Genomic DNA, 25554 nt, shown 5'->3' with positions numbered 1-25554 from the left:
GAAACAGGGAGTGGAACGACGCAACATCGCCATCGCGGTGGCGCTGCATATCGTCGTGATCGGCCTGCTGTCGATCCAATGGACCGCGGGCGACCGCCGCTTCGACAGCGCGCCGATGGAGGTCGATCTGATCGCCGAAAGCGCCGCCGAATCGACCGCACCGGTGCTCAGCCCGCTGCCCCCCGCCGCGCGGCTCGGCGACGAATATGCCGACGACATCGCCGTGTCCGAACAAACCCCGACGCCGCCGGCGCCCGAACCGGTGACGCGCACCGAGCCCGCCCCGGCACCGAAGCAGGTCGCCGAGCCGAAAACCTCTCCGCCGAAGAAGCGCACGCCGCCCGCCCGGAAGGAACAGCCCAAGCCGACGCCGAAAGCCACGCCCAAGGATCGCCCGACGCGCCCGACCGGGCGGCTCGACGGCATCGCCGAGGGGCTGTCGCGATCGCAGCCCAAAAATGCGTCGAGCGAAGGCGCGCCCGCGCAGGCGACCGCCGCCGAGGTGAGGCAGGCGATCGACGTCAGCATCAAGGCCGCGGTGCGCCCCCGCTGGAACAGCTGCCGCGTCAGCGGGGTCGACGTCGACCAGCTCAAGACGGTGGTGCGGTTCCGCCTGTCGCGATCGGGCGCGCTCGCGGGCTTCACCAGCGTCACCACCACCGGCGAGAATGACAGCAACAAGTTCCAGGTGCAGCGCCACCAGGAATGTGCGAAACGCGCGGTCGAACTCGCCTCGCCCTTCGACCTGCCGGCCGACGAATATGACGTCTGGCAGAATTACACCCTCGATTTCATCAAGAGGTAAGAGAGATGCCCTTTCGCACCGCCCTGTCGCTCGCCCTGCTGCTGACCGCAGCGCCCGTATTCGCGCAGGAAAGCCCGACCGGCCCGACGCCGCCCGCAACGGTCGAAACGACCCCGCGCGAAACGATCGAAGGCCAGCTGTCGCAGGACCGCACCGTGATCGCGGTCCCCGCCTTCGCGACCCCGTCGGTAACGACCGTGGCCGGCCTGCGCACCGACAGCCTCGGCCGCCAGATCGGCGAGGTCGTCGCCGCCGACCTCGAGCGCAGCGGGCTCTACGCGCCGCTCGGCCCCGGCAGCGTCCGCGCGATCACGATGGACGAGGTCACCGCGCCGCGCTTCGCCGACTGGAAGGCGCGCAATGCGGAGAATGTCGTCCACGGCTTCGTGCGCGCGACGGCCACCGGCGGCTTCATCGTCGGCTGCTATCTCTACGACACCGAGCTCGGGACCGAACTGGTACGGCAGGGCTATGAAATCGTGCCCGGCGACTGGCGCCGCGCCGCGCACAAATGCGCCGACGCCATCTATTCGCGCCTGTCGGGCGAGGCGCCCTTCTTCGACAGCCGCATCGCCTATATCGCGGAGAGCGGGCCGAAGGGCAACCGCGTCAAGCAGCTCGCGATCATGGATTCGGACGGCGGCAACCACAAGTTCATCACCAACGGCCAGGCGCTCGCGATCAGCCCGCGCTTCTCGCCCGATTACAAGAAGATCGTCTACGTCAGCTATTTGAACAACCGCGTCCGCGTCTTCATCTATGACGTCGCAAGCGGCACGCAGAAGCTGGTGACCGAAAGCAGCAACGCGACCTTTGCGCCGCGCTGGTCGCCCGACGGCAGGCAGATCCTCTATTCGATGGCGGTCGGCGGCAACACCGACATCTATCGCATCTCGGTCGACGGCGGCACGCCGGTGCGGCTGACCAACACGCCGGGGATCGACGTCGGCGGCAGCTTTTCGCCCGACGGCAGCAAGATCGTGTTCGAAAGCGACCGGTCGGGCGGCCAGCAAATCTATACGATGAACGCCGACGGGTCGAACCAGCGCCGCATCAGCTTTGGCGGCGGGCGCTATGCGACCCCCGAATGGTCGCCGCGCGGCGACCTGATCGCCTTCACCAAGATGGGCGGCGGCGAATTCCGCATCGGCGTGATGACCCCGTCGGGCGGCGGCGAGCGCATGCTGACCAACAGCTGGCAGGACGAGGCACCGACCTGGTCGCCGAACGGGCGCGTGATCCAGTTCTTCCGCACCACGCCGGGCAAGAGCGGCAAATCGACGATCTGGCAGGTCGACCTGACCGGCGTCAACCTGCGCCGCCTGCCCACGCCGCGCGACGGATCGGACCCGAGCTGGGGGCCGATCCTGCCCTGATTTCCGCGCGGAACCAAAATCTGCAACCGGGGTATAATCAACTTAGGTTAGCCTCGATTCGGACTGAACCAAAGGCCACAACAGAAGAAGAGGACCTAATATCATGACGATACGCACAACGACCGCAACGATCGCGGCCATCGCCATGCTGGCGGTCGGCGCGTGCGCGAAAAAGGCGCCCGAGGAACTGCCGCCGCCGCCCGCGGGCACCGACACCCCGACGGACTCCGGCATCAGCAACGCGCCGATCCCCGGGTCGCAGCAGGATTTCATCGCTAACGTCAGTTCGGACCGCATTTTCTTCGACTTCGACCAATATAATGTCGATGCGCAGGATCAGGCGACCTTGCAGAGCCAGGCGCAGTGGCTGCAGCGCAACCCCGCGGTGCGCGTGACGCTCGAAGGCCATGCCGACGAACGCGGCACCCGCGACTATAATATCGCGCTCGGCGAGCGCCGCGCCAACGCCGCGAAAAACTATCTCGCCTCGCTCGGCATCGACCCGTCGCGGATCAACGTGATCAGCTATGGCAAGGAACGCCCGGCGGCGCTCGGCTCGAACGAGGAAGCCTGGGCGCAGAACCGCCGCGCGGTGACCGTCGTCATCGAGCGCTGAGGTCGCTTTTCCCGCTGACGCGGGAACGGCACCGGCCCGCTCCCCCTCCCGGCCTCCCTCACGATAGTAGCCTATGGGAGGCCGGGAGGGGGAGCGGGCCGGTGCCGCTTTGGCTTCAGCCCAGCTGAAGCCGCGCAAATACGCTCCACAGGGGCACCGCTGCGAAAGCGGCGGTGCATGCAAAGGCGCCGAAGGGGACCGGCCGCAACGCCAGCGGCCGGTCCCCTTTGCGTTGGGCGGCGAGCACCCATAGAATCCCGCCGAGGCTGGCGAGCAGCAGCACGAGCGGCAGCGGTTGCCAGCCGAGCCAGCAGCCGATCGCCGCGACCAGCTTGGGATCGCCGCCGCCCATCCCCTCGCCGCCGCGCAGGCGACGATAGGACCAGGCGACGAGCGCGAGCAGCGAACCGCCGGCGAGCGCGCCGATCCAGCGGTCGAGCAGGCTCGTTTCGAGCAGCGGCCCGGCAAGGAAGATACCGGCGACCGCGAGCACGGCGTTGAGCCGGTCGGGAAGCCACATATGGCGCGCGTCGAGCAGCCCGAGCGGCAGCAGCAACCAGCCGAAGAGCGCCCAGAGCCACCCCGCCGTCCCCGGCATCAGCGCAAGCGCGAGGGCGCCGATCAGGCCCGCGGCGAGTTCGACGCGGCCGTGAAAGGGGTCGATGCGCGCGCCGCAGGTGCGGCAACGGCCGCGCACGACGATGGCCGAGAGCAGTGGCACGAGATCGCGCACGCCAAGCGCGCGGCCGCAGCCGTCGCACCGCGACCGGCCACCGAGCGCGCGCCCCGCCGGCCAGCGCAGCACCAGCGTCGCGATGAAGCTGCCAAGGATGAGGCCGATCAGCGCGGCCAAAGCGACGCCCGCGCCAATGGGCAAGGCGTCGAGCAGGGGCATGTCAGAATCGGCCGTTCGTCGTCAGCGCGAACCCGCCCGGACCCGACTGGAAACCGAACGCGGCGAGCGCCGCCGCCATCGCCGGGTCATCGTCGACATTGATCGCGAACTGCGCGCGATACGCGCCTTGGCCGTCGAACGACAGCGTCAGCCGCTCCATCCCCGACTGGCTGGCGAGCGCCGCCTGCGCGCGGCCGCCTGCGCAGCGCAGCGGACCCGACAGGCCGCGCGAAAGATCGAGTCCCGCGATGGGCGCGGCGACCATCAGTTGCAACCGCCCGCTCGCCTCGACGCATCGGCCGTCGGCGCCGAAGCGGATCGTCGCGCCCTCGAAGCGCACCGTATCGACGGGAATCGGCCCGAGCCCGCCCGCAAGCGTTGTGACGCCATCGACGTTCGATATACCGCGCGGGCTGCTGCCGTGCAGGCGTCCGGTGAGCGCCCCCAGCCGTTCGTCGCTGCGCGAGAAAGCAAGCTCGGTCTGGCCGAGCAGCAGCGCAAGCGGGGAAAGGCTGGCCTCGACGGTGCCGAGCGGGATCGCGCCGAGCCGCGCATCGACGAGTTCGCCCGACCAGATCGATCCGCGCACCGCGCGCGCGGCAACGCCCGCATCGCCGGCGCCCGACCAGCCGAGCGCGAGCCGCATCGGAAAGGTCGCGACGATCAGCAGCAGCGCGACCGCCACCGCCGCTATCAGCGTGTTTCGCCGGGCGCGCATCATAACCCCGTCCTGCGAAGCTCGGCGGTCATCCCGACGGTGCCGTCGGCGGCGGGGGTGATCGTCAGCTGGTCGACGACGAAGCCCTGCGCTTCGAGACCGGCGAGCCAGTCGATGAGCACCGGCGCCTTCGCCGTCGCGATCGCGATCGTCGCCTGACCCGATCCGCGTGCGTCGTTGCGGTCGAGCGTCAGCCCGATCTCGCCCGCCGACTGGGCGAGAAACTGATCGACCGCGACGGCGCCGGATGTCGCCGCCGCCTTGGCGGGACGCTTCGCGAGGAGCTTGACCTTCGCCGCGACCCGGCCCTCGCGGTCGATCGCGGCCCGATGCGCGTTATCGAGGTCGACGAAGGCGGCATAGGCGGGCCGACCGAGCGCCCATAGCAGCACGCCGAGCGCGAGCGCACCGGCAATGCCGACGAGCCAGCGCTCGCGGATCGACAGTCCGGCCCACCAGTTTCGTATCCGTTCGATCATGGCACCGCCCGAACCGTGATATTCGCCATCTGCTGCCCGTCGGCCCCCGCCATCGGCTGCGCGGTGACGCGGTAACCGCGCGCCTGCAGCGCGAGCAGCACCTTGTTGATGTCCTCGGCGCGCGGCGCGGCGAGCGTCGTCGTCAGCGTCCCGTCGGTGCGGTGCGACAGCGTTTTCGTCGTCACCCCGGCGGCATCGCGCATCGCTTCGAAGAGCGCCGATGCGGGCACCGAGAAAGCAAGCGGCCCGCCGCCCGCCGCGGCGAGGCGGCGGTCGATCTCGGCCTCGGCGGCCTCGGCGTCGGACGCGGTGACGCCGGCGTCCTTCGCCATCGCGACGACCGCGGCATCGGCACGGCGGGTGTCGGCGGCGAGGCGGATCAGGTGAACGACCGGGATGGCAAGGCTGACGAGCAGGAGCGCGATCAGCAGCTTTCTGCCGAGCGCGACGAGCGCGGGATCGACCGCCCAGCGCCGCTTCGGCTTCCACGCGCCGCTGAGCAGGTCGAGCGGCGGCGCGCCGAGCGAAAGGAGCAGCGCCTCGCGCATCCGCTCGGGATCGAGCGGCGCGATGTCGCGCCCCGCGGCGATCAGCGGGTCGAGTTCGGGGTCCGAAACGAAGGCGCGATCATCGGTGCGGACGATCGCCTCGCCGCCGGCCTCGGCGAGCCACAGCGCGCCCTCCTCGGGGGGCGGCACCGTCGCTGCGGCGGGCAGGATCGCCGACGCGTCGAGGCCGCGCGCGGCGAGCCAGCCGGTCCACGCCGTCATCGCCGCGTGCGTCGTCACCGCGACCGGAACCGCCTGCCCCGCCGTCGCGGGCTGCCCGGCAACGATGTGCAGGCCCGCGGGATCGCCCAGACTATGCTTCAGCGCCTCGATCCGCGCCGCCGCGGCAGCCTGCGCGGGGGCGGCGTCGGGGAAATGATACCAGCGCAGCGGCACGTCGGCGGCGGGCGCGAGCGCGACCAGCCGCGCGTCCGCCTCCTCGTCCTCCCCCGGCCGCTCCCACATGTCGACCCAGCCGTCGTCCTGCCCCGCATCGACGACCACGCCGTCGTCGACGCGCAGCCATGCAACGCCCGTGTCGTCCGCAGCGCCGAGCGCCTCCAGCCGGGGCAGCCATATCAACAAGGTCCGCGTCACTTAGAGTCTGTCTGAAGGATATTTACGCACTGTGATTGCCGCAGGAAGCGTCCCGGCAAGAAGCGTTGCGCAGGCCGGGCTGGTAGCCCGGACCAGCGACGCGACGCCGTCCGGGGCGCTTCCTGCGGCAACCCCAAAGGGCGGGCCGATTTTGGCCGAGCGCCGCGTCCTTCGTCGGTCCCTATGCTTCGGCATGGCTCCCTCCTCACTCCTCGCGCTCGGCCAAAATCGGCTCCGTCACAGCGCGCAAATATCCGTCAGACAGACTCTAGTCGCTCTCGCCCCAGTCGCGGCGCACGATCGCCGGCGGCGCGCTTCCCGCCGCGGGGGCGCCGCCCCAGGCGTCGATGAGCGAATTGGCCGTCAAATTCCCGTCCCCCAGCGTCACTTGCGTCCTCAATGCGAGCCAGCGGCTCGTCACACCGACCTGCCGGTCGACCCCGCTCGGCGGGTCGATCCGCGCGAGCGGTCCCGACTGCCAGAATCGCACGCTGCTGCCATAGCCGTCGGCGGGCCGCGCCGCCAGCACCGCGCGCGCATCGGCAAGGCTGAGCTTGCCGGGCAGCAGCATCGCGATCAGCGGCGCCTGCGCGGGGAGCAGCGTATTGGCGTTGAGCATCACCGGCTCGGCGACCGGCAGCACGCACAGCCACGGCTTCAATCGCGCATAGATTTTGGGGGTCATGCCGCGCACCGCCCTCAACTCGCTGACGTCGGCCATCTTGCGATTGCCGGGCAGGTAATTGCCGTCGTTGGTGCGATAGGCGCCATCCTCCGCGCCCGAGGGGCCGTCGCGGCTGTCGCTGTCGATCCAGTCGGCCGCGGCGCCTGCGATGCCCTGCGCCTCGCCCTGCCCTACACCGAGCAGCAGCATCAGCTCGGCGAACTGCCCGACCGCGGCGGGACGCTGGCTGAGTTTTCCCGGTGCGGCTTCGGTGACGAGGCTGTTGAGGTTGAAGCAATTATTCGCGTCGGTCAGCTTCGCGCTCCCCTGTCCGCCGGGCAATGGCAGGACGAAGTCGCGCCCGAGCCAGTCGCCCGCGAGCGTCAGCTTGGCCGGGTCGCGCGACACCAGATCGTCCACGCGGCGCAGCGCGATCTGTTCGGCGGCGAAGCTGTAGGCGCGCCCCTGATCGACCGTCGCGGCGCTGCCCGCGATGCGCGTCGCGACCGTCAGCCTGTCGAGCGCGGTCGCGGCAATCACCGCCATCACCGACACGAGCAGCAGCACGCTGAGCAGCGCCGCGCCGCGTTCTTCGGATATGGCGCGCGTCACGGCGTCTCGCCTTCGCTGCCGGGCGGCAGCGGCGGGGTCGGCGCGGTGAGGAAGAGCATCGTCAGCGGCGCGCGCCCGCGGCGCGTCAGCCGCACCTCGACCGCGCGCGGCAATTGGTCATTGACCCCCGACGACCATGTATCGCTCCAGCTCCCGTCGAGGCTGCGATAGCGCACAGCGGCGCTGTTCACGTCGCCGATCAGCCGGTCGCCCGCGCCGAGCGCGGTGCCGTCGAGCATCGGCTGCGACGCGCGCCGCCATTCGCCGCCCATCAGCGCATAGCCGACGCGCTCGATGTCGGGGCGCGGCCCGGCGCCCGCCCCGCCCGCGCCGGCGTGGACGAAGGCGAAGCTCGTCGACGTGCCGATAAAGGCGGGCACCTCCTCGCCCGAAGGCCCGCGCGTCGCACGCGGCAGCGCCTGCGCGAGGTCGTTCGCCATCACCGCGCGCAGCCGGTTGACCCCGCCCATCGCCTGCAACCGCCCCTGCACCGCATCCTGCGTGTCGATGCTGCTGCGCAAGAGGCCGACCCCCATCGCCGCGATCGCCGCAAAGATCGACAACGCGACGAGCATTTCGACGAGGGTGAAGCCGCGTTGCCGCGTATCTGCGATCACGGTCGACGAATGGCACTTCACCGGCTTGGCCTGATGATCGTCAGCACCGCCTGCCCGCGCCCGCTTTCGGGACGGACGGTCAGGTCGATGCGCAGCAGGCTGTCGTCGGCGGTCCGGGCGACGCGCTGTTCCACACGCCAGTTGCGTCCGCCGTTGGTCACGGCGGTTACGGCATTGCCGATCGTTGGCGGCGCGGGGTCGGTCCACAGTTCGACCGCGCGGTTCTGTGCGACGATTCCCGCCATCGTGCTTTCGTCGAGATCGCCCGCGGTGCGCACCGCATAGGCGTCGAGCCGCACGAGCGTCAGCGCCGCGATGCTGATGATGCTCAAGGCAACGAGCATTTCGAGCAGGGTGAAGCCGGCGTCGCGCGAGAAATCGGAACCACGGGCCGCCAATATAAACCGCCTCCCCGAGCGAAGACGAGGGGTTTTGCCGAGCGAAGTCGAGGCAGCGGTGGCGCGGCTTCTCGCTTCGCTCGAACATGCCCCTCGTCTTCGCTCGGGGAGGCGGATCGATTCGGATTTCGCCCGACTGTCGTTAGCGGTCACGGCTGACCTCCCCCGTCGCCGAGACGCGCACGACCTCGCGCGCCTCGCCGCCCGACAGCATGACCGCCAGCGGCGTCGGGCTGGTGCCCACGCGATCGAAGAGGATGCGCGCGACGCCTTCGCCGCCCGCCGCGAAGCGGACGTCGCGCGGCCAGTTGCGCCGCTCGAACGCGCGTCCGGGCAGGGGCTGCCATTCGCCATCGACGCGCCGTTCGAAGCCATAGCCCGAGGGCGCGAAATTCACCGCGACGCTACGCCCCTCGATCACCGCGACGTCGCGCGCCGCCGCGAGGCGCGCGGCGAGGCGGTCGGCCTCGCTGCGCACGCTGCGTTCCTCGCCGGGAAGCGTCAGCACGACCGCCGCCGCGGCGAGCCCGAGGATCGCGAGCACGACCATCAGCTCGACCAGCGTAAAGCCGTTCGCCTTCGTCCCGCGGGGATCGGGCGCTGGCGCCCTAGCGGTCTCCACCGTGAATATCCGCATTTTCGTTGCTGCCGCCGGGCGCGCCGTCGGCACCGAGCGACCAGATATCGAACGCCTGCCCGTTCGGCCCCGGCGCCTGATAATTATAGGGGCGCCCCCACGGATCGGCGGGCAGCTTCTTGATATAACCGCCGCGGCGGTATCGTTCGGGCTGCGCGAGCGACGGCGGCGCGGTGACGAGCGCACCCAGCCCGTCGGTCGAGGCGGGATAGGTCAGATTGTCGAGCCGATATTGTTCGAGCGCGCTTTCGAGCGTCGCGATATCGGCCTTTGCCTTGGTGACCATCGCGCGGTCCTGGCTGGGCAGCACGTTGATCATCACCACCGTCGCGAGCAGCCCGATGATGAAGATGACGACCATCAATTCGGTCAGGGTGAAGCCGCGTTCGCCCTTCTTGCGCCGCGGTGCGGCGGAGCGGGACGGATCGAGCATCAGGCGAAGGAAAAGCTGCATCAGCGACATGATATTATAGCCCTGCAAGACTCTGCAACTGGAGGATCGGCAAGAGGATGGAAAGGATGATAAGAGCCACGCATGACCCCATGACGACAATGATGACCGGTTCGAGAAGCGCCATCGAAGCCGCGGTGAAGCGGTCGAACTCGCGCTCGAGATAATCGGCGGCGCGTTCGAGCATCGCTTCGAGCCGCCCCGCGCTCTCGCCGCTCGCGGTCATGTAGACGAGCAGCGGGGGAAAGACGCCGGCATCGCGCAGCCCCGACGACAGGCTGCCGCCCGCGCGCACCTGGTCGATCAGATTGGCGGTCGCCGTCGCAAGCGCGGCGTTGCGGATCGTCGGCACCGTCAGCCGCAATCCTTCGACCAGCGGCAGGCGGCTCGACACCATCGTCGACAGCGTGCGCGCAAAGCGCGCGGCATAAAGATCGCGGAGCAGGCGTCCGAGCAGCGGCAGCCTGAGCAGCCGCGCATCGACACGCGCCTTGAAGGCGGGGCGGCGGATCGCGCTGACCCAGCCGAAGGCCGCGGCGGCGATCAGGATCGCGATCAGCCACCACCAGTTCGCGGCGAAGCTCGAAATCGCGATCACCGCGCGGGTCAGGAAAGGCAGTTGCTGGCCGACGTCGGTGAACTGCTCGACGACGCGCGGGACGACGAAGATCATCAGCGCCGCGACGACACCGATAGCGACGAAGGTCAGCACGATCGGATAGGCGAGCGCGGCGATCAGCTTGCCGCGCACTTCGGCCTGGCGTTCGAGCAGGTCGGCGAGGCGCGCGAGGATGACCGTCAGGCTGCCCGTCGTCTCGCCTGCCGACACCATCGCGCGATAGAGCGGCGGGAAGCTGGGCGATTGCCGCGCCATCGCGTCGGACAGCCGGCGCCCTTCGAGCAGCCCGGCGTGGACGTCGCCGATCACCACGCGCGCGGTCTCGGCCTCGCTCTGGCGCGTCAGCGTGCGCAGCGCCTCTTCGAGCGGCGCGACTTCGGCGAGCGTCGCGAGCTGGCGCGTGAAGAGCGCGAGATCCTTGCTGCTGAGCCGCGTGCGCCGCCAGCCGAACAGCGCACGCCCGCGCGCTTCGCGCGAGCCTGCGGGCTCGACCGCGACGATATGGAATTTGCGGCGGACGAGGTCGGCGCGCGCGGCATCGTCGTTCGCGGCGGTCAGCCGCCCCGTCCGCTCGCGGCCCCTGGGGTCGATCGCCACATAGCGAAAATCAGGCATCGACGTCCTCGCGCCGCGCGACGCGGATCGCTTCCTCGGCGGTGGTCAGCCCCTTCGCGACCATCGCACGCGCCGAGCTGGCAAGCGTTGGGGCTTTCAGGAAGGCATGTTTGGCGATCATCGCCTCGTCGCCGCCGGCGTAGATATAGCGGCGGACGGTCTCGTCGATCCGGATCGCCTCGAACACGCCGATGCGGCCCTTGTAGCCGCTGTGGTTGCACTGGTCGCAGCCCCTGGGCTTCCAGATCACCGTGCCGATGTCGAGGCCGAGCATCGCGGCGATGCTGTTGTCGGCCTGGACGGGTTCGCGGCAATTTTCACAAAGTTTGCGCACAAGCCGCTGAGCAATCACCGCGCGGAGGGTCGAGGCGAGGAGAAAAGGCTCTACTTTCAAGTCCTTGAGGCGCGTTATCGCACCCACGGCATCATTGGTGTGGACGGTCGATAGCACGAGGTGGCCGGTGAGCGACGCCTGCACCGCGATGTCGGCGGTCTCGCGGTCGCGGATTTCGCCGACCATCACGACGTCGGGGTCCTGGCGCAGGATCGCGCGCAGCCCGGCGGCGAAGTCGAGCCCGACCTTCGCATTGACCTGCGTCTGCCCGACCCCGTCGACCGCATATTCGACGGGGTCCTCGACGGTCAGGATGTTGCGCTGGCCGTCGTTGAGCTGTTTCAGCGCAGCGTAGAGCGTGGTGGTCTTGCCCGAGCCGGTCGGGCCGGTGACGAGGATGATGCCGTTGGGCTCGGCGAGCGCTTCGCGCAATATGCGATCGGTTTCGCCGGTCAGGCCGAGGACGTCGAAGTCGATCCCCGCCGTATCCTTGTCGAGAATACGCATCACGACGCGCTCGCCCGCGCGGCTCGGCAGGGTCGAGACGCGGACGTCGACCGCCTTGCCCGCGAGCGTCAGCGCGATGCGGCCGTCCTGCGGCACGCGGCGCTCGGCGATGTCGAGCCGCGCCATCACCTTGATGCGGCTGACGACGACCGGCGCGACGTGCGGCGGCATCCTCAGATGCTCGCGCAGCACGCCATCGGTGCGCATCCGCACGACGAGCCCGCTTTCATAGGGTTCGATATGGATGTCGCTGACCCCCTGCCGCACCGCTTCGGCGATGATCGCGTTGATCAGGCGGATCGCGGGGGCATCGTCGGCGCTGTCGAGCAGATCCTCGGCGCTCGGCATCCCGCTCGCGATCAGGTCGATGTCGCCACCCTCGAGCGAGCCCGCCATCGCGCTCGTCGCGTCGACGGCATAATGGTCGGAGAGCAGGCGGTCGAAATCGGCGGCGTTCGCGGTCGCGACGCGCAAGGGTGCGGAAAGATAGCGCTTGACCTCGATCAGCACCGCCGGATCGGCGCCGTCGCGCAGGGTCGCGAGCCAGCGTCCTTCTCCGTCGGGGGCGATCACGACGCCGTGCGCGCGCGCGAAGCCATAGGGAATGTCGACCGGCGCCGCGGGCGGCGTGCCGGCCGGGTCGCCGTCGGTCACGGCTGCTCTCCTTGCGGGGTCGAAGGCGGAATATCGACGGGCGCCGGCGGCGCGGGGCTCACGGTGACATCGGCCGCGGTCGGCGCGCTCGGCGCGGGCGGCACGGTGCCCAGATAGTCGCGCACCAGCGCGTCGATCGCGGGTTCCTGATCGGGATTCCGCTGGAGCTGGAAGTTGCGGATATAGCCATAGCGGCGCGCGGTGAGCGCGGCATTGTCCTCGCGGCTGCGCAGGATGGTCGGGCGAATGAAGACCATCAAATTGGTCTTGGCGCGGCTGCGGGTGCGCGATTTGAACAATTCGCCGATCAGCGGAATGTCGCTCAAAAGCGGAATGCGCTCGATCGTCCGCCGCTCGTCGTCGTTGAGCAGCCCGCCGATCGCGAACATCTCGCCATCGTCGACGGTCAGCACCGTTTCGAACGAGCGCTTGTTGAGGATGAGGTCGCTGTTGCGCGACGACACCGGGCCGGCGACGCTCGACACTTCCTGCCGGATGAACATCTTGACCTCGCCCGCGGCATTGACCTGCGGCGTCACCTCGAGCTTGATGCCGACTTCCTCGCGCTGGACGGTGCGGAAAGCATTGTCGAAATTGTCGGACAGCGCCTCGCCGGTCGTGATCGGCACTTCCTGCCCGACGAGGAATTTCGCCTCCTGATTGTCGAGCGTGACGATGTGCGGCGTCGCGAGCAGGTTCGAGGTGGTGTCCGACTTCACCGCGTTGATGATCGCGCCGAAGATCGTATTCTTGCCGATGTCGCCCGCGAAGCCCGCAAAGCCGCCCGTCGCCGACAACAGCGACGCCGCCGCCGCGTCCTGAAACGCATCGCCCAGCGCGCTCGACGTCGTCGTGACGACGGTGGTGCCGTCGGTCGTCGTCGTTTCTTCGGAGATTTGCGTCGAGGCATAGGCCCCCGCGAGCGTCAGGATATTGGGTTCGGCATTGCTGTAGCTCGTCGCGACGAAGGGGATATTCTTGCCGCCGAGCAGGAACTGCACGCCCAGCTTTTTCGCGGCATCGTCGCCGATCTCAACGACGATCGCCTCGACCAGCACCTGCGGCCGCCGCGAGTCGAGCTGGCGGATCAGTTCGCCGATCTTGCGCTGCACGTCGGTGTTGGCGGCGACGATGATCGCATTGGCGCCTTCGTAGCGCGTGATGATCGCGGGGCCGCGCGTCGCGATGCTGCCGCCGGTGCCGCTGACCGTGCTCGGCGTCGATGCCGGGGTCGGCGCCGGAGCGGGCGTCGCCTGGCCGCCGCCCATCGACGAGGAGGTGGAGGATGTCGAGGGCGACAGGCCCGCCTTCGGCGCCGGGTCGCTGCCGCCGCCGACGAGCTGCTGCAAGGTCGGCAGCAGCGTTTCGGCATTGGCATGTTCGAGCCAGTAGACGCGCAGCTCGGTGCCGCCCGCCGCGCGCTGGTCGAGGTCGTTCGCCATGGCGACGAAGCGCGCGACCATCGCCTGGTCGCCCCTGAGCGCAATCGCGTTGCTGCTGTCGATCGGGACGATCGCGACCGGCGACTGCGCGCCTTCGCCCGCCGCGGGGACGAGCGCCTGCAGCGCGGCGGCGATTTCGCGCGCACCGGCATTTTTGAGCGTGACGATCTGGCTGGTCGAGGTGTCGCGGTCGATGTTCGACGCAAGCGCGCGGATGCGGCGGATATTGTCGGCGAAATCGGCGACGACGAGGCTGTTGGCGTTGCGGTTCGCGGTGAGCGAGCCCTGCGGGCTGACGAGCGGGCGCAGCGTTTCGACCGCAGCGACCGCGTCGATATGCTTCAAACGGATGATCTCGGTCACGAACTGGTTCTGCGCCGCGCTGGCACTGCCGATCCGGCCGGGCTGCGACGCGGCGCCGTCGATCGGCTGGATGCGGTAGCTGCCGTTGGGGCCGGGCACCGCGACAAGCCCGTTCGAGCGCAGGGTCGCGAGGAAAATCTCGAAATATTCGCTGCGCGACAGCGGCCGGTCGGTGACCACCGACACCTTGCCGTTCACCCGCCCGTCGATGACGAAGGTGCGCCCGGTGATCCGCGCCGCGTCCTGAATGAAGGCGCGGATGTCGGCGTCGCGGACGTTGAGCGTATATTGGGCGTGCGCGGGGCTGGCGGAGATCAACGCAGCGGCGAGCATCAGGGACAGTCTAAGGCGCATGAAAACCTATTGTTTCGAGAGAAAGATGGCGACGGGCACGATATTGGCTCCCCGCTCGACCTCGAGCGCGATGCGCGCGCCCGGGGTGAGCTGGCCCGCGAGCGACGCCGCATCGCCCGCCGAGGCGATCGGGCGGCCGTTCACCGCACGGACGACGTCGCCGGGACGCAGCCCCGCGGCGCGGAACACCGCGCCGTCGCCCTTGGGCTGAACGAACAGTCCGGTGACGCGGCCCTCTTCGGTGCGCGGCGCAAAACCAATTCCCGCCTGCAGCGCCGCGGGCGACATTTCGCCATTGGCGCTGCGGCCGTCGGCCGGCGCTTCACCCCCTTCGGGCGCGCCGCCGGGGACGCTGGCGATCGGCGCGGCGCCGCTCTGATCGAGGAACAGCGTCTCCTTCGCCCCGCCGCGATCGAGCGTCACATGATCGAAAGCGACGGCAGCAAGCGTCACGCCGGGGACGATCTCATCGCCAATCGCATAGCTGTTCTGCACTTCGTCCTCGCCGGCGATGATCGCCGAGCCGCCGCCCGTCGCTTCGTCAATATTGACGCCATAGAGCGTAAGTCCGAGCGCGGTGACCGTCGCGGCCGCGGGGCCCTGCGAGCTGGTGCGGAAGAAAGGATCGAAGCTCGAGAAGAGCGCGCGGCGCTCGGCGGGCGAGGCGATCACGGCGGTCTGCGGCTGCCACGCGCCGAGCGGCGAGAGCGGGACGATCAAGGCCCAGAGGAGCCGCACCGCCTGCCAGACGAGCAGGCCTGCGAGCAGGGCGACGACGATCCGCGGGGCGAGGTCGCGCGCCGAACGCGGGCGCACGCGCAGCCAGACGGGCAGCGCGCGCGGCAGCCTGAAGGCCGATCCGGGCATCAGCGTCGCCATGGATTATCCGCTACCCCCGACTGAAATTGCGTCCTCGCGAATCGCCTAGGGGCGATTGATGACAATCAGTTGACGGGGAGATTACAGTTTTTTGTCAGCGGGGCGAGTCCGGGGAGGGTGGCTGTTCGAAGAAGCGTCCGTTCCCGCTCTCTCCCCTTCGGGGGAGAGATACGAAGGCTTTGCCGGTTTGCCGGCTGGCCGCAGTCGAGAGGGGAAAGTCCGCATACCGGCCCTGCCCCTCTCCAAGCTTTGCTAGCTCCTGACGGAGCACGCCGCGCTATCCTCTCCCCTGAAGGGGAGAGGGCATTTTACGATCAGAATTTCACCGACGCGCTGAGCGAGAAGAGGCGCCCGAGCTTGTAGCGGTTGAAATAGATCACATTGTCGCCCGACTTCTGCAATTCCTTGTAGGTCCGGCCGGTGAGGTTGCGCGCCTCGAACTTGAGTTCGATTTCCTTGCCCGACAGCATCACGCCCTGGCGCGCGACGAAGTCGAGCGAGATGCCCGGTTCTTCCTTGATGTCGGGCTGCCCCGACGGACCGCGGCTGGTAACGCGCGGGCTGGCATAGGTGAAGAGCAAGGTCTGCTGCGACAGGCTGTCGGTATCCTCGAGCCCGATCTGGAAATTGACCAGATGGTCCGACTGACCGGTGAGCGGCGCGCCGTCGAAGAAGAACACATTCGCCGGACGCGTGACGCCGTTGATGATCGTCGTGTCGCCGTCCTGCACCTTCAACTCGGATTGGGTATAGGTGTAGTTGCCGATCAGCACGAGACGCCGCGACTGCCAGAACGGGGCATCCGATATGGTATCGAGGGAGAAATATTTCTGCACCTCGACCTCGGCGCCATAGAGCGTCGCCTTCGGCGCGTTGGCATAGCTCGTCGTCACCAGATTGTCCGACGCCGACGTATAGGCTTCGATCGGATTGTCGATCGACTTGTAGAAGGCCGCCGCCGTAAAGCGTTGGTCGCGATCGAAATACCATTCGTAGCGAAGCTCGGCGTTCCACAATTCGCTGTCGTTCAGGGACGGGTTGCCGCGATAGAGGCGGTTCGATTCGGGGTCCTGATAGACTTGCGCGACGAGTTCGCGGAACTGCGGCCGCGCGATCGTCTTCGACCCGTTGGCGCGGATCTGCATGTCGGGCGCGACTTCCCAGGTCAGCGTGACCGCGGGCAGCCAGTAATCATTGTTGAGATTGGTCGGGACGAACACCGACGAACCGGTTCCGAACAGATCGACCGGAGCGACGGTCTGCTTCGCATCTTCGTAGCGCACGCCGGCGTTGATGTTCAGGCCCGGGATGATTTCAGCTTGCAGCTGTCCATAGCCCGCGTTGGTGCGCAGCTTGGCGTCGAACGCCGCGGTGCCGTCCTGCGCCGAGGTTTCGAGCAGCACAATATCATAGAGCTGGATCGACGCGTCCGAAAGCAGATAGTCGGGACGCAGCTGCTGCACCGCAATCGGCAGATTCTGGGCACGGAACTGGAACGCGCGGCGAACCGACGTGCGATGCGTGTCGCTATAGGCATAGCCAACCGTGGCGGTGATGCGCGGCGCCAGCTCATAGGAAAGATCCACACCCCCCGACCACAGATCTTCGTTCAGGTCCGAAAAGGCGATGGTCGCATCGCCCTTGTTGCCGCCAAGGTCGTTGACGAACTTGTCGCCGACCGGGTCGAGGTCGGTCGACAGGTTCGACCGGACATAGGTGAAGCTGCGCTCGTAGGGTGCCTCGCGCTGCGAATTGGCGTACCCGCCACGCAGGTCGATTTTGAGCGGATCGAAGTCGAGCTCGGCGACGAGCTGGCTGTTGATCAGCTGGCGCTCGTACCAGGCCGTGTCCTGCTGCATCACGTCGCGATTCGGCTGGTTCTGGTTGCGGCCAAGACCGAGCCGCGCCTGCTTCAACGTGTCGCGGATATAGAGGTTGGTCCAACGGAACTTGTGATCGCCGAGTTCGAGGCCGAAGCCGAGGAGACCGTTCACGACGATGCGGTTGTCGGTGATGACGCGCTGAAAATCCGACTGCGGCGTGCCCGAAAGGTCATCGTTGAGCGAACTTTGCTGCAAGGTGTCGCGCGTGCGCCACTTGTTGCTGATTCCGGCGGTCGCGATGATGCCGAGTTCGCCGTCGGACAGCTGGATCGTCGTGCCGCCGGTGAGGCCCGCCGACCAGTTGATCGGCATATGGTTGTTCTGCTGGAGCAATGTGGTCGGCGCGTTGACCAGCTGCATCTCCATCGCCTCGAGGTCCTCGGCGGTGAAATCGGCGCCTTCGAGGATCGGCTTGCCGCTGTCCATCGCCGTCTTGAGCAGCGGCGGAATGTCGCGCGTGCCGTCGTCGAAGCCGGTCCAGTCGGTGTCGCTGCCATAATAGGTATAGCCGAGCTGGTTGGTGGTCTCGCTGTCCCAACCGATCCCGCCCGAGAACGTCAGGAAGGATTCGCGGGGACTCGCCTTGGTCGTGAGGTTGATGACGCCGCCGCCGAATTCGCCGGGGAAGTTCACCGAATAGCTTTTCTGAACCAGCGTCGAATCGATGACGTTGGTCGGGAAGATGTCGAGCGGAACGACGCGCTTGAGCGGCTCGGGGCTCGGCAGCGGCGAGCCGTTCAGAAGCGCGAGCGAATAGCGATCGCCGAGGCCGCGGACATAGACGAAACCGCCGCCGACGACGCTGAGGCCGGTAACGCGCTGGAGCGAGCCCGAAATGTCGCCCTCGCCCGTGCGCGCAATGTCGGCCGACGAGAGCACCGAAACGACTTCCGGAGTGGCGCGCACGGCATTGGGGACATAACGACCCGTGACGACGATCTCCTGATCGGCACCGCCAGGGATCGAGACGTCGACATCGTCTTGCTGCGCGGTGGCCGCATCGTCCGCAGGCGGCGTTTCGGTCGCGGGTCGGGGCTCGTCGGTCTGGGCGAGCGCCGCGGGCGACACCATCGCCGACGAAAGGAGCAGGAGGCTGGCGAAAAGCGACCGCTTGGTCATGATGGAAAACCCCTATTGGAGGTGGAAATGAGGGCGGGGCGCTCCATCGCTGGTGCGCCCCGCCCCTTCATTGGACGCCGGCGCGTCAGGTGACCGGAATGTCGGTGCAGTTGCCGCTGGTATCGCCGAACGAAGCCGTGGCCGAATTACAGGTCCAGCCCTGATACCAGCTGTCGTTGGCATCGGCGACGGCGCCGACATAGGCCGTGTCGTCGAAGAAGGCGTTGATCGCGCTCGCCGCGAACGGCGTCAGCGCCGTTTCATTCGCTCCGTTGACGAAGATGCCGGTCAGGCTCGACGTATAGGCCGCGTCGTTGTTCGTGCCCATGTTGAAGATCGCCTCGACCTCGGCATTGGTAACACCGCTCGTGCCGAGGAACGGCGTCGCACCGCACTGCAACGCGACCGATTCGAACACCGGCGGACCCTGTTCGTCGGTTCCGGTTTCCTGCACCGTCGTCGCGCTGTTCAGTCGGACGCACGAGGCCGGCGTGACGATCAGGCCATTCGCGAAGGTGTAGTCGGCACCGCCGCGCACCAGGATCGCCGCCTCGTTGCCGGCCGCCGCGTTGCGGTGGATGAAGGTGAAATTCGAGATGGCGACGCGCTGACGCGGCGATGCGTCCTCATTGCCGTTCGAGTCGATTTCCATGATCGAGTCGCCAACGGCGCCACCGTCGCGCTGCACGGCGATCAGATACTGCATATAGCCCTGATAGCCGACGTCCGTATCGAAGCTGTCGTCTTCGGCGCCGGTCATCACCATATATTTGAAGTTCGGGCGGCCGCCGAACACTTCCATGCCGTCGTCCGAGCTGTTGTGGATCTGGATATGGTCGAGCTGCGTCGCCGAGCCGACGCCCGACGGAGTCAGACCCTGAAGCTCGCTGTTTTCAGACAGGACAAAGCCCGAATAGCGGATCTGGACATAGCTCATGCTGCCCGAATTATCGTCGGCGGTCGCGCCGCCATAGAGCGCGTTCGACGTGCCTTCGGTATCGCGTTCGCAATCGACCGTGCCCGGGGTGGCGCCGGCCGCATCGCAATCGGTGATCGGTGCGCGGCCGAGCAGGACGACCCCGCCCCACAGCTGCGAGGTCTGGTCGGTCGCGTCACCGACGACATTGCCGTAGCCCGTGAACACGATCGGCTGGGTCGGCGTGCCGACGGCGTTGATCTTGTTGCCGCGGTTGACCACCAGGAAGGACGTGCCGCTCGCTCCGAAGATGGTGACGCCCGGTTCGATCGTCAGCGTGACATCGGCGGCATCCGACGCCTCTTCGGTCGGCCCCTGGTCGCTGCCGACATCGACGCGGCCGAGCAGCGAATAGATGACGCCCTCCGCTTTCGGAATTTCGGTCGACGAGTTGAAGCGCGTCGGAAAACCGCAATTGCGCCATGTGCCCTGCGGGCCTTCGATCGTGCCGAGATCAATGAGTTCGTCGCTCCCCGCGATGTTCGGACAGCTCGCGGCCGGCGTCACCCCCGTCGGCGTGGGCGTCGGCGTCGGCGTCGGCGTGGGGGTCGGAGTCGGCGTGGGGGTCGGCGTCGGGATGACGATGACGCCCTCACCCGGCGACGCGACGCCGTCGGCACCGCAGGCCGCAAGGATGGAACAGGCCACGCCGCTGAGCATGACCAAACGAACGCGTGCGAAAGCCGCCATGAAAATCTCCGTTCCCGGTGTGCGCCCGCTGGCGCCCCTGATGAAAAATACACCGCGGGCGAGAACGGGATTCGCCCCTCACCCCCGGTGACGCCGCCACTAGGGTGATTCGATGACGCTCTGACGGTAGAGCGATGACAGTTCGGAGACTCCTTTGCGTCATAACGATGACAAGCGGCGGGAACGCTCGCTCGCCCCGCAAGTGTGGCGAAAATAAAATGTGACGAAGCTCGCTTGCATCGCCGCAGGCGCTTTGCTAAGCGCCCGCTCCTACCTGGTGCCGGACCCGTTTCGGCCCTTCATGATGTGCGGTCGTGGCGGAACTGGTAGACGCGCAACGTTGAGGTCGTTGTGGCCGAAAGGCCGTGGAAGTTCGAGTCTTCTCGACCGCACCATCCGCCCGCTCGCGGGCTCCGATAATCGGCAGAACAGGCAGGCGGCTCCGTTGGGAGATCGCCCCTCCTCCCGTCGCGATTCGTCGGCTGCAACCTTTGTCGCGGGCCGGCGAATAGGATAAGGGAAGGCGTCGGGATGCCCCGCCGGCCGAGCAGGAGCTATGCAGATGACAATGCGAAAGACGATGGCGACGATCCTGGGCCTCGGCCTGTTGCTTGCGGCGCTGCCCGCGCCGGGCATCGCGGCGCTTCAGCAGGGTGCGAAGGCGCCCGATTTCACGCTGAGTGCGGCGCGCGCCGGCAAGCCTTTCAATCTGTCGCTGAGACAGGCGCTGAAAAAGGGGCCGGTCGTGCTCTATTTCTTTCCCGCCGCCTTCACCCCCGGCTGCACGGTCGAAGCGCATCTGTTCGCCGAAGCGGCCGACGACTTCACCGCGCTGGGCGCAAGCGTCATTGGCGTGACCGCCGGCAACATCGACCGCGTCGCCGAATTTTCGCGGTCGGAATGCCGCGACAAATTCGCCGTCGCCGCCGACCCGGGCGCCAGGGTCGCGGTGAAATACGACACCACCATGCGCAGCGGCGATCAGACCTTGCTGTCCGACCGCACATCCTTCGTCATCGCGCCCGACGGCACGATCCTCTTGAGCTACACCGACCGCAATCCGCAGGCGCATGTCGAAAGGACGATGGCGGCGGTGCGCGCGTGGAAGGCCCGGCGCCGCTGATCCCGACGCAGAAGCGGGCGGCGCGGCAAGGAGCGTCGTCCTGCTTGACTCCGCATCATCGCGCCCCAATGTCTGCCGCTCCAAAAATCCCCTCATGCGAAAGGATGCCGCGATGACGATCAAGACCGGAGACAAGCTCCCGGAAGCCACGCTGGTCAAGGTGACCGAAAATGGTCCCGAACAGGTGAATAGCGCCGATTATTTCAAGGGCCGCAAGGTCGCGCTCTTCTCGGTCCCCGGCGCCTTCACCCCGACCTGTTCGGCCAAGCATCTGCCGGGCTTCGTCGACAAGGCCGACGAACTGAAGGCGAAGGGCATCGACGAGATCGCCTGCACCGCGGTCAACGACGCCTTCGTCATGGGCGCGTGGGGCAAGGGCGCACACGCCGACGGCATCACCATGCTCGCCGACGGCAATGGCGATTTCGCCGAAGCGGTGGGGCTGACAATGGACGGCAAGGCATTCGGCATGGGCACGCGCGGCCAGCGCTATTCGATGGTCGTCAACGACGGCGTCGTCGAACAGCTGAATGTCGAGGCGCCCGGCGAGTTCAAGGTGTCGAGCGCCGACCATATGCTCGAGCAGCTCTAAACTCGCACCAAGCCCCTCCCCTTCAGGGGAGGGGCTTGTCGCCCCCTTCCCTTTTGTCACAATTTCGTGCAAGAGCGCCGCGATGACGACCTCATCGACCGCCAACGACATCGCCGATCCCACCGCCCGCGTCGAGGCGATCCTCGACGAGCTCAAGGCGCGCTTCAAGGCTTCGGTCTCGGCGCTCAAGGCGGCGATCGCCGCCTATGTCCACGACGGCACCCTGCCGCCTGCCGACGCCGCCTCGACCGGCCTCTTCGACTATCCGGCGCTGCGCCTCACCACCTCGGGCGAGCTGCTCGCCGGCCAGGGCCATAATCTCGCCTTCGGCCATTTCGAGCGCGCGGGCGAATATGTCACGACCGTCACCCGCCCCGACCTCTTCGAAAATTATCTGCGCGACCAGCTGAGCCTGCTCGTCCGTCACTACGACGTCGAGATCGAGGTGACGCGCACCGGGCAGCAGATCCCCTTTCCCTATGTGCTCGACGCGAGCGACGGGTCGGACATGGGGCGCGTCACCCCGCTCGACCTCGCGCGCCATTTCCCAACGACCGAGCTTGCCGACATCGGCGACGAACTCGCCGACGGATTGTTCGGGCTCGACCCGACCGCGCCGCTGCCGCTCGCGCTGTTCGACGCGCTGCGCACCGATTTCAGCCTCGCGCGGCTGCGCCACTATACCGGCACCGCGCCCGAGCATTTCCAGCGCTATATATTGTTCACCAACTATCACCGCTATGTCGACGAATTCGTCGCCTGGGCGGGGGCGCAGGTCGGCCAGGGCCGCTATACCGCGCTCGCCGGCGCGGGCGGCCTCTATGTCGACCGGTCGGGGGTCAATGCGAGCGCGCTCGTCGCCGACAGCGCGTGGCGGCGGCACCAGATGCCCGCCTATCATTTGATCGCGCCGAACGGCAGCGGCATCACTTTGGTCAACATCGGCGTCGGGCCGTCGAACGCCAAGACGATCTGCGACCATCTCGCGGTGCTGCGCCCCGAGGCGTGGATGATGATCGGCCACTGCGGCGGGCTGCGCCCCAGCCAGCGGATCGGCGACTATGTGCTGGCGCACGCATACCTCCGCGACGACCATATTCTCGATCAGGTGCTGCCGCCCGAAATCCCGATCCCGCCGATCGCCGAGGTGCAGCAGGCGCTGGCGCGCGCCGCCGAGGCGGTGTCGGGGACGAGCGGCGCCGACCTCAAGAAACGGATGCGCACCGGCACCGTCGTCACCACCGACGACCGCAATTGGGAGCTGCGCTTCACCGACTCGGCGCTGCGCTTTTCGCAGTCGCGCGGCATCGGCATCGACATGGAATCGGCGACGATCGCCGCGCAGGGCTATCGCTTCCGCGTGCCCTATGGCACCCTGCTCTGCGTGTCGGACAAGCCGCTGCACGGCGAACTCAAGCTGCCCGGGCAGGCGAACCGCTTCTATGAAGAAGCGATCGCCGCGCACCTCCAGATCGGCATCCGCACCTGCGAAATCCTGCACGACGAGGGCGCGAAGCTGCACAGCCGCAAACTCCGCGCGTTCAACGAGCCGCCGTTCCGCTGAGGGAACGCGCGGCCCGGCGAATGGCCTACGCCGCCTCGGCCACGCGATAGCGCCCAGCAACCTCACGACGCGACAGGCCGGGACCCATGGCGAGGCGCGCCTGCTGCATCGCGGTCCATTGCGCCTCATCGGCGAGCGGGGGAATCGTCACCTCTTCGCGCCGGTCGAGCCCTACGAGCGCCGCATCGACCAGATCGCCGGCGTCCATCACCATGTCGGCGGGAAAGGCGTTGACGTCCTTGCCCGATCGTTCCCATATCTCGGTCCGGGTCGCGCCGGGCAGGACAGCCTGCACATGGACGCCCTGTTCGCGAAGGCTGTTCGCGAGCGCGAGGCTAAGGTTCAGCAGGAAGGCCTTCGAGCCGCTGTAGACGCCCTCGAACATTTCGGGCGCAAGCGCGAGGACCGACGCGATATTGACGATGCCGCCCTTACCGCGCGCGCCGAAAGCCCTGCCCGCCGCAATGGCAAGGCGCGCGGCCGCGGTAATATTGAGCGCGATGATGCGCTCGATCTCCGCCGCGCCGTTTTCGAGCGTCCCGCCGGTCAGGGACATGCCGGCGTTGTTCACGAACAAGGCGATGGCCGCATCGTCGGCCAGACGCTGTTCGATGCGGGCAACATCGGCGGCGAGCGTCAGGTCGGCCGGAAGCACGTCGATGGTTCGCCCGGTTTCGGCGCGCAGTCGCGCAGCCAGTTCCTCCATCTGCGCGCCGTTACGCGCAACAAGGACAAGGTCATATCCGCGCCGGGCGAGGCGGTCGGCATAGACGGCGCCGAGGCCCGTCGAGGCGCCCGTGATCAGCGCCGTTTCATTGAGGGGAGAAGTCATGTCTTTGCTCCTGCAGGCGGCCCGGAAGCGAGTCGCTTGCAAAATGATAGTGACTGTCCCATATCCATTCAATGACCGGACAAGAAGAAATTTTGGGCAGCTGTCCCGTCGACCGCGGCCTGATGCGCGTCGGCGATCGGTGGAGCATCCTGATTCTGCGCGATATCGACCGCGGACTCACCCGCTACGAGCAGCTTCGCACAAGTCTTGGCATCGCCCCGAACATCTTGTCGCGCCGGCTGGCGGCGCTGACCGGGGCGGGGCTGATCGCGAAGCGACGATACAGCGAGCGACCGCCGCGCGACGAATATCTGCTGACCGAAGCCGGGTCCGATTTCCTTCCCATTCTGGCCGCGATCGGCGAATGGGGTCGCAAATATAATGGCGCAGGCGCGCTCACGCGTCAGATCGATGTCGAAACCGGCAAGCCGATCCGTCCGATGGTGATCGACGCAAACAGCGGCGCGCCGATCGGATCGCGCGCGCTACGCTTCGAATATCCCGACTGATCGACGTCGCCCAGCGCGCAGGCCTCACGCATACATGTCGGCGCGCAGGTGGATGCCGTGCTCGATCCAGACCTTGAGCGCGCAGAGCATCTGCGACCAGCCCTGGCAATTGCCATAGGAGGCGCCGAGCGCGCCCTGATTTTCGCGCCAGCCCTCTTCGGCGATCTCGACGAGGGTGCGGCGGCCGTCGTCGAGCGGCTTGAACGACATGGTGACGCGCGTGCGATAGTCGGCGTCCTTGGGCTCGCTGCCTTCGACATTGTGCGCCTCGCCCTCGCTGGCCTGCCATTCGAGGATGATCCGCTCGTCGGGCACGACCTCGATCACATGAACCGGAAAGGCGCCGGGGAAATCGTGGAAGTCCCACGTCACCGTCGCGCCGGTTTCGAGCCGGCCCTTGGCGCCGCCGGTCGTGAAATATTCGCTGAGCTGCGCGGGGTCGGCGACCGCCTCGAACACCTCATGCACCGGCTTCGCAATCCGCGCCGCGACCCTGAATTTCAGTTCCATGATCCGTCTCCGCTTGAGTCGCACCCAATTATGTTGTAAATTCATAACATGTCAATCCACGACGATTTCGACCGCATTTTCAAGGCGCTCGCGCACGCGGTGCGGCGGCAGATCCTCGACGACCTCAGGGATCAGCCGCTGACGACGGGCACGCTGTGCGCGCATTTTCCCGAACTCGACCGCTGCACGGTGATGCAGCATCTGAAGGTGCTGGAGGATGCCGATCTGGTGATCGCCGAACGCCGCGGGCGCGAGCGGTGGAATCATCTGAATGCCATGCCGATTCAGGACATCCACGACCGCTGGATCGGCCCCCACGCCGCCGCCGCGAGCGCACGGCTGGCGCGGTTCAAGCAGACGGTGGAGGCGGCGTCCCGAGAGGATGCGAAGGGCGATGACTGAAAGCGGCCGGTTGCTGCCCTGTTGATCATCGTCACCCCGGACTTGATCCGGGGTCCATGACTTCGGCGCTGCTGTGGATCCCCCTGAGTTCACAAACGAAGTGCAACACCTCAAGCAGGTGGTGCCATGTCGAGATACCGTCATTTATCGCTTGAGGAGCGCTGTTCGATTGCC

25 protein-coding genes and 1 tRNA gene are annotated in these 25554 nt (G+C 67.5%); 9 read left to right on the top strand and 17 right to left on the bottom strand.

What is annotated here, in order from left to right; all coding sequences use genetic code 11:
* The first annotated feature begins 10 nt into the window (after positions 1–10).
* From CHB69_RS17980 to pal, 3 genes are all read left to right on the top strand, one after another.
* Positions 11–805 carry a hypothetical protein gene (locus tag CHB69_RS17980; protein WP_245836938.1) on the top strand — a complete coding sequence of 265 codons (795 nt, stop codon included), beginning with the start codon at positions 11–13 and terminating at the stop codon, positions 803–805.
* 5 nt (positions 806–810) lie between these two features.
* On the top strand, positions 811–2181 hold the full coding sequence (tolB, locus tag CHB69_RS17975) for a Tol-Pal system beta propeller repeat protein TolB (protein WP_089217295.1): 1371 nt from the start codon (positions 811–813) through the stop codon (positions 2179–2181).
* Between the two features lie 103 nt (positions 2182–2284).
* On the top strand, positions 2285–2797 hold the full coding sequence (pal, locus tag CHB69_RS17970; protein ID WP_089217294.1) for a peptidoglycan-associated lipoprotein Pal: 513 nt from the start codon (positions 2285–2287) through the stop codon (positions 2795–2797).
* A 115-nt stretch (positions 2798–2912) separates the two neighbouring features.
* Here the strand turns inward: pal and CHB69_RS17965 are convergent, their stop codons facing one another.
* The 15 genes from CHB69_RS17965 to CHB69_RS17890 all read right to left on the bottom strand — a co-directional run bounded on the left by CHB69_RS17965 (position 2913) and on the right by CHB69_RS17890 (position 19848).
* Entirely contained in the window at positions 2913–3692 is a 780-nt protein-coding gene (locus tag CHB69_RS17965; RefSeq protein WP_170935633.1) for a prepilin peptidase, read from the bottom strand.
* 1 nt (position 3693) lies between these two features.
* Entirely contained in the window at positions 3694–4413 is a 720-nt protein-coding gene (gspN, locus tag CHB69_RS17960; RefSeq protein WP_089217293.1) for a type II secretion system protein N, read from the bottom strand.
* On the bottom strand, positions 4410–4889 hold the full coding sequence (gene gspM, locus CHB69_RS17955) for a type II secretion system protein GspM (protein WP_089217292.1): 480 nt from the start codon (positions 4887–4889) through the stop codon (positions 4410–4412). The genes gspN and gspM overlap by 4 nt, the downstream gene beginning before the upstream one ends.
* Positions 4886–6019 (bottom strand): type II secretion system protein GspL, encoded by a 1134-nt coding sequence (gene gspL, locus CHB69_RS17950; protein ID WP_245836936.1) that lies wholly within the window; start codon positions 6017–6019, stop codon positions 4886–4888. Before gspL ends, gspM begins: the two co-directional genes overlap by 4 nt.
* Before the next feature lie 283 nt (positions 6020–6302).
* Positions 6303–7310 (bottom strand): type II secretion system minor pseudopilin GspK, encoded by a 1008-nt coding sequence (gspK, locus tag CHB69_RS17940; protein WP_245836934.1) that lies wholly within the window; start codon positions 7308–7310, stop codon positions 6303–6305.
* The gene (locus tag CHB69_RS17935) at positions 7307–7948 is read right to left on the bottom strand and encodes a GspJ family type II secretion system protein (protein ID WP_089217290.1); all 642 of its coding nucleotides are present in this window, start codon (positions 7946–7948) and stop codon (positions 7307–7309) included. Before CHB69_RS17935 ends, gspK begins: the two co-directional genes overlap by 4 nt.
* Positions 7945–8325, bottom strand: coding sequence for a type II secretion system minor pseudopilin GspI (gene gspI / locus CHB69_RS17930; protein ID WP_281252667.1), 381 nt, complete (start codon positions 8323–8325; stop codon positions 7945–7947). Before gspI ends, CHB69_RS17935 begins: the two co-directional genes overlap by 4 nt.
* 142 nt (positions 8326–8467) lie before the next feature.
* Positions 8468–8947: a GspH/FimT family pseudopilin gene (locus tag CHB69_RS17925; RefSeq protein ID WP_245836933.1), complete on the bottom strand. Its 480-nt coding sequence runs from the start codon at positions 8945–8947 to the stop codon at positions 8468–8470.
* Complete coding sequence (gspG, locus tag CHB69_RS17920) at positions 8934–9425, bottom strand: type II secretion system major pseudopilin GspG (RefSeq protein ID WP_089217333.1); 492 nt, start codon at positions 9423–9425, stop codon at positions 8934–8936. The genes CHB69_RS17925 and gspG overlap by 14 nt, the downstream gene beginning before the upstream one ends.
* 4 nt (positions 9426–9429) lie before the next feature.
* Entirely contained in the window at positions 9430–10647 is a 1218-nt protein-coding gene (gspF, locus tag CHB69_RS17915; RefSeq protein ID WP_089217288.1) for a type II secretion system inner membrane protein GspF, read from the bottom strand.
* Positions 10640–12142, bottom strand: a complete 1503-nt coding sequence (gene gspE, locus CHB69_RS17910; protein ID WP_089217287.1) for a type II secretion system ATPase GspE — start codon at positions 12140–12142, stop codon at positions 10640–10642. The genes gspF and gspE overlap by 8 nt, the downstream gene beginning before the upstream one ends.
* Entirely contained in the window at positions 12139–14301 is a 2163-nt protein-coding gene (gene gspD / locus CHB69_RS17905) for a type II secretion system secretin GspD (RefSeq protein WP_089217286.1), read from the bottom strand. Before gspD ends, gspE begins: the two co-directional genes overlap by 4 nt.
* Positions 14302–14307: 6 nt before the next feature.
* On the bottom strand, positions 14308–15180 hold the full coding sequence (locus CHB69_RS17900; protein ID WP_089217285.1) for a type II secretion system protein N: 873 nt from the start codon (positions 15178–15180) through the stop codon (positions 14308–14310).
* Between the two features lie 314 nt (positions 15181–15494).
* Positions 15495–18182 carry a TonB-dependent receptor domain-containing protein gene (locus tag CHB69_RS17895; protein ID WP_089217284.1) on the bottom strand — a complete coding sequence of 896 codons (2688 nt, stop codon included), beginning with the start codon at positions 18180–18182 and terminating at the stop codon, positions 15495–15497.
* A gap of 85 nt (positions 18183–18267) precedes the next feature.
* Complete coding sequence (locus CHB69_RS17890) at positions 18268–19848, bottom strand: hypothetical protein (RefSeq protein ID WP_089217283.1); 1581 nt, start codon at positions 19846–19848, stop codon at positions 18268–18270.
* A gap of 308 nt (positions 19849–20156) precedes the next feature.
* Between CHB69_RS17890 and CHB69_RS17885 the strand changes: the two genes are divergently transcribed.
* From CHB69_RS17885 to CHB69_RS17870, 4 genes are all read left to right on the top strand, one after another.
* A tRNA-Leu gene (locus CHB69_RS17885) sits at positions 20157–20243 on the top strand.
* Between the two features lie 167 nt (positions 20244–20410).
* The gene (locus CHB69_RS17880; RefSeq protein ID WP_089217332.1) at positions 20411–20971 is read left to right on the top strand and encodes a peroxiredoxin; all 561 of its coding nucleotides are present in this window, start codon (positions 20411–20413) and stop codon (positions 20969–20971) included.
* Positions 20972–21083: 112 nt separating this feature from the next.
* The gene (locus CHB69_RS17875) at positions 21084–21563 is read left to right on the top strand and encodes a peroxiredoxin (protein WP_089217331.1); all 480 of its coding nucleotides are present in this window, start codon (positions 21084–21086) and stop codon (positions 21561–21563) included.
* Between the two features lie 82 nt (positions 21564–21645).
* Positions 21646–23127, top strand: coding sequence for an AMP nucleosidase (locus CHB69_RS17870; protein ID WP_089217282.1), 1482 nt, complete (start codon positions 21646–21648; stop codon positions 23125–23127).
* Between the two features lie 25 nt (positions 23128–23152).
* Here CHB69_RS17870 and CHB69_RS17865 read toward each other — a convergent pair whose 3' ends face one another.
* Entirely contained in the window at positions 23153–23959 is an 807-nt protein-coding gene (locus CHB69_RS17865; RefSeq protein WP_089217281.1) for an SDR family NAD(P)-dependent oxidoreductase, read from the bottom strand.
* A 71-nt stretch (positions 23960–24030) separates the two neighbouring features.
* Between CHB69_RS17865 and CHB69_RS17860 the strand changes: the two genes are divergently transcribed.
* Complete coding sequence (locus CHB69_RS17860; protein ID WP_089217280.1) at positions 24031–24468, top strand: winged helix-turn-helix transcriptional regulator; 438 nt, start codon at positions 24031–24033, stop codon at positions 24466–24468.
* Positions 24469–24492: 24 nt separating this feature from the next.
* Here the strand turns inward: CHB69_RS17860 and CHB69_RS17855 are convergent, their stop codons facing one another.
* Positions 24493–24978 (bottom strand): SRPBCC family protein, encoded by a 486-nt coding sequence (locus CHB69_RS17855; RefSeq protein WP_089217279.1) that lies wholly within the window; start codon positions 24976–24978, stop codon positions 24493–24495.
* 48 nt (positions 24979–25026) lie between these two features.
* On the opposite strand from CHB69_RS17855, the gene CHB69_RS17850 reads away from it, so the two are divergent.
* A complete protein-coding gene (locus CHB69_RS17850) occupies positions 25027–25380 on the top strand; it encodes an ArsR/SmtB family transcription factor (protein ID WP_089217278.1) in 354 nt (117 codons plus the stop codon).
* The last annotated feature ends 174 nt before the right edge of the window (positions 25381–25554 follow it).

The organism is Sphingopyxis indica, assembly GCF_900188185.1.
GTDB lineage: Bacteria > Pseudomonadota > Alphaproteobacteria > Sphingomonadales > Sphingomonadaceae > Sphingopyxis > Sphingopyxis indica.
This window is presented reverse-complemented; position numbering and strand designations above follow the sequence as displayed.

Bases quoted from the DNA above. Each gene is read 5' to 3' on its own strand.
- tolB (WP_089217295.1), top strand. From the start codon at position 811: ATGCCCTTTCGCACCGCCCTGTCGCTCGCCCTGCTGCTGACCGCAGCG.
- pal (WP_089217294.1), top strand. From the start codon at position 2,285: ATGACGATACGCACAACGACCGCAACGATCGCGGCCATCGCCATGCTG.
- CHB69_RS17965 (WP_170935633.1), bottom strand. From the start codon at position 3,692: ATGCCCCTGCTCGACGCCTTGCCCATTGGCGCGGGCGTCGCTTTGGCC.
- gspN (WP_089217293.1), bottom strand. From the start codon at position 4,413: ATGATGCGCGCCCGGCGAAACACGCTGATAGCGGCGGTGGCGGTCGCG.
- gspM (WP_089217292.1), bottom strand. From the start codon at position 4,889: ATGATCGAACGGATACGAAACTGGTGGGCCGGACTGTCGATCCGCGAG.
- gspG (WP_089217333.1), bottom strand. From the start codon at position 9,425: ATGTCGCTGATGCAGCTTTTCCTTCGCCTGATGCTCGATCCGTCCCGC.
- gspF (WP_089217288.1), bottom strand. From the start codon at position 10,647: ATGCCTGATTTTCGCTATGTGGCGATCGACCCCAGGGGCCGCGAGCGG.
- gspD (WP_089217286.1), bottom strand. From the start codon at position 14,301: ATGCGCCTTAGACTGTCCCTGATGCTCGCCGCTGCGTTGATCTCCGCC.
- CHB69_RS17900 (WP_089217285.1), bottom strand. From the start codon at position 15,180: ATGGCGACGCTGATGCCCGGATCGGCCTTCAGGCTGCCGCGCGCGCTG.
- CHB69_RS17895 (WP_089217284.1), bottom strand. From the start codon at position 18,182: ATGACCAAGCGGTCGCTTTTCGCCAGCCTCCTGCTCCTTTCGTCGGCG.
- CHB69_RS17890 (WP_089217283.1), bottom strand. From the start codon at position 19,848: ATGGCGGCTTTCGCACGCGTTCGTTTGGTCATGCTCAGCGGCGTGGCC.
- CHB69_RS17880 (WP_089217332.1), top strand. From the start codon at position 20,411: ATGACAATGCGAAAGACGATGGCGACGATCCTGGGCCTCGGCCTGTTG.
- CHB69_RS17875 (WP_089217331.1), top strand. From the start codon at position 21,084: ATGACGATCAAGACCGGAGACAAGCTCCCGGAAGCCACGCTGGTCAAG.
- CHB69_RS17870 (WP_089217282.1), top strand. From the start codon at position 21,646: ATGACGACCTCATCGACCGCCAACGACATCGCCGATCCCACCGCCCGC.
- CHB69_RS17865 (WP_089217281.1), bottom strand. From the start codon at position 23,959: ATGACTTCTCCCCTCAATGAAACGGCGCTGATCACGGGCGCCTCGACG.
- CHB69_RS17860 (WP_089217280.1), top strand. From the start codon at position 24,031: ATGACCGGACAAGAAGAAATTTTGGGCAGCTGTCCCGTCGACCGCGGC.
- CHB69_RS17855 (WP_089217279.1), bottom strand. From the start codon at position 24,978: ATGGAACTGAAATTCAGGGTCGCGGCGCGGATTGCGAAGCCGGTGCAT.
- CHB69_RS17850 (WP_089217278.1), top strand. From the start codon at position 25,027: ATGTCAATCCACGACGATTTCGACCGCATTTTCAAGGCGCTCGCGCAC.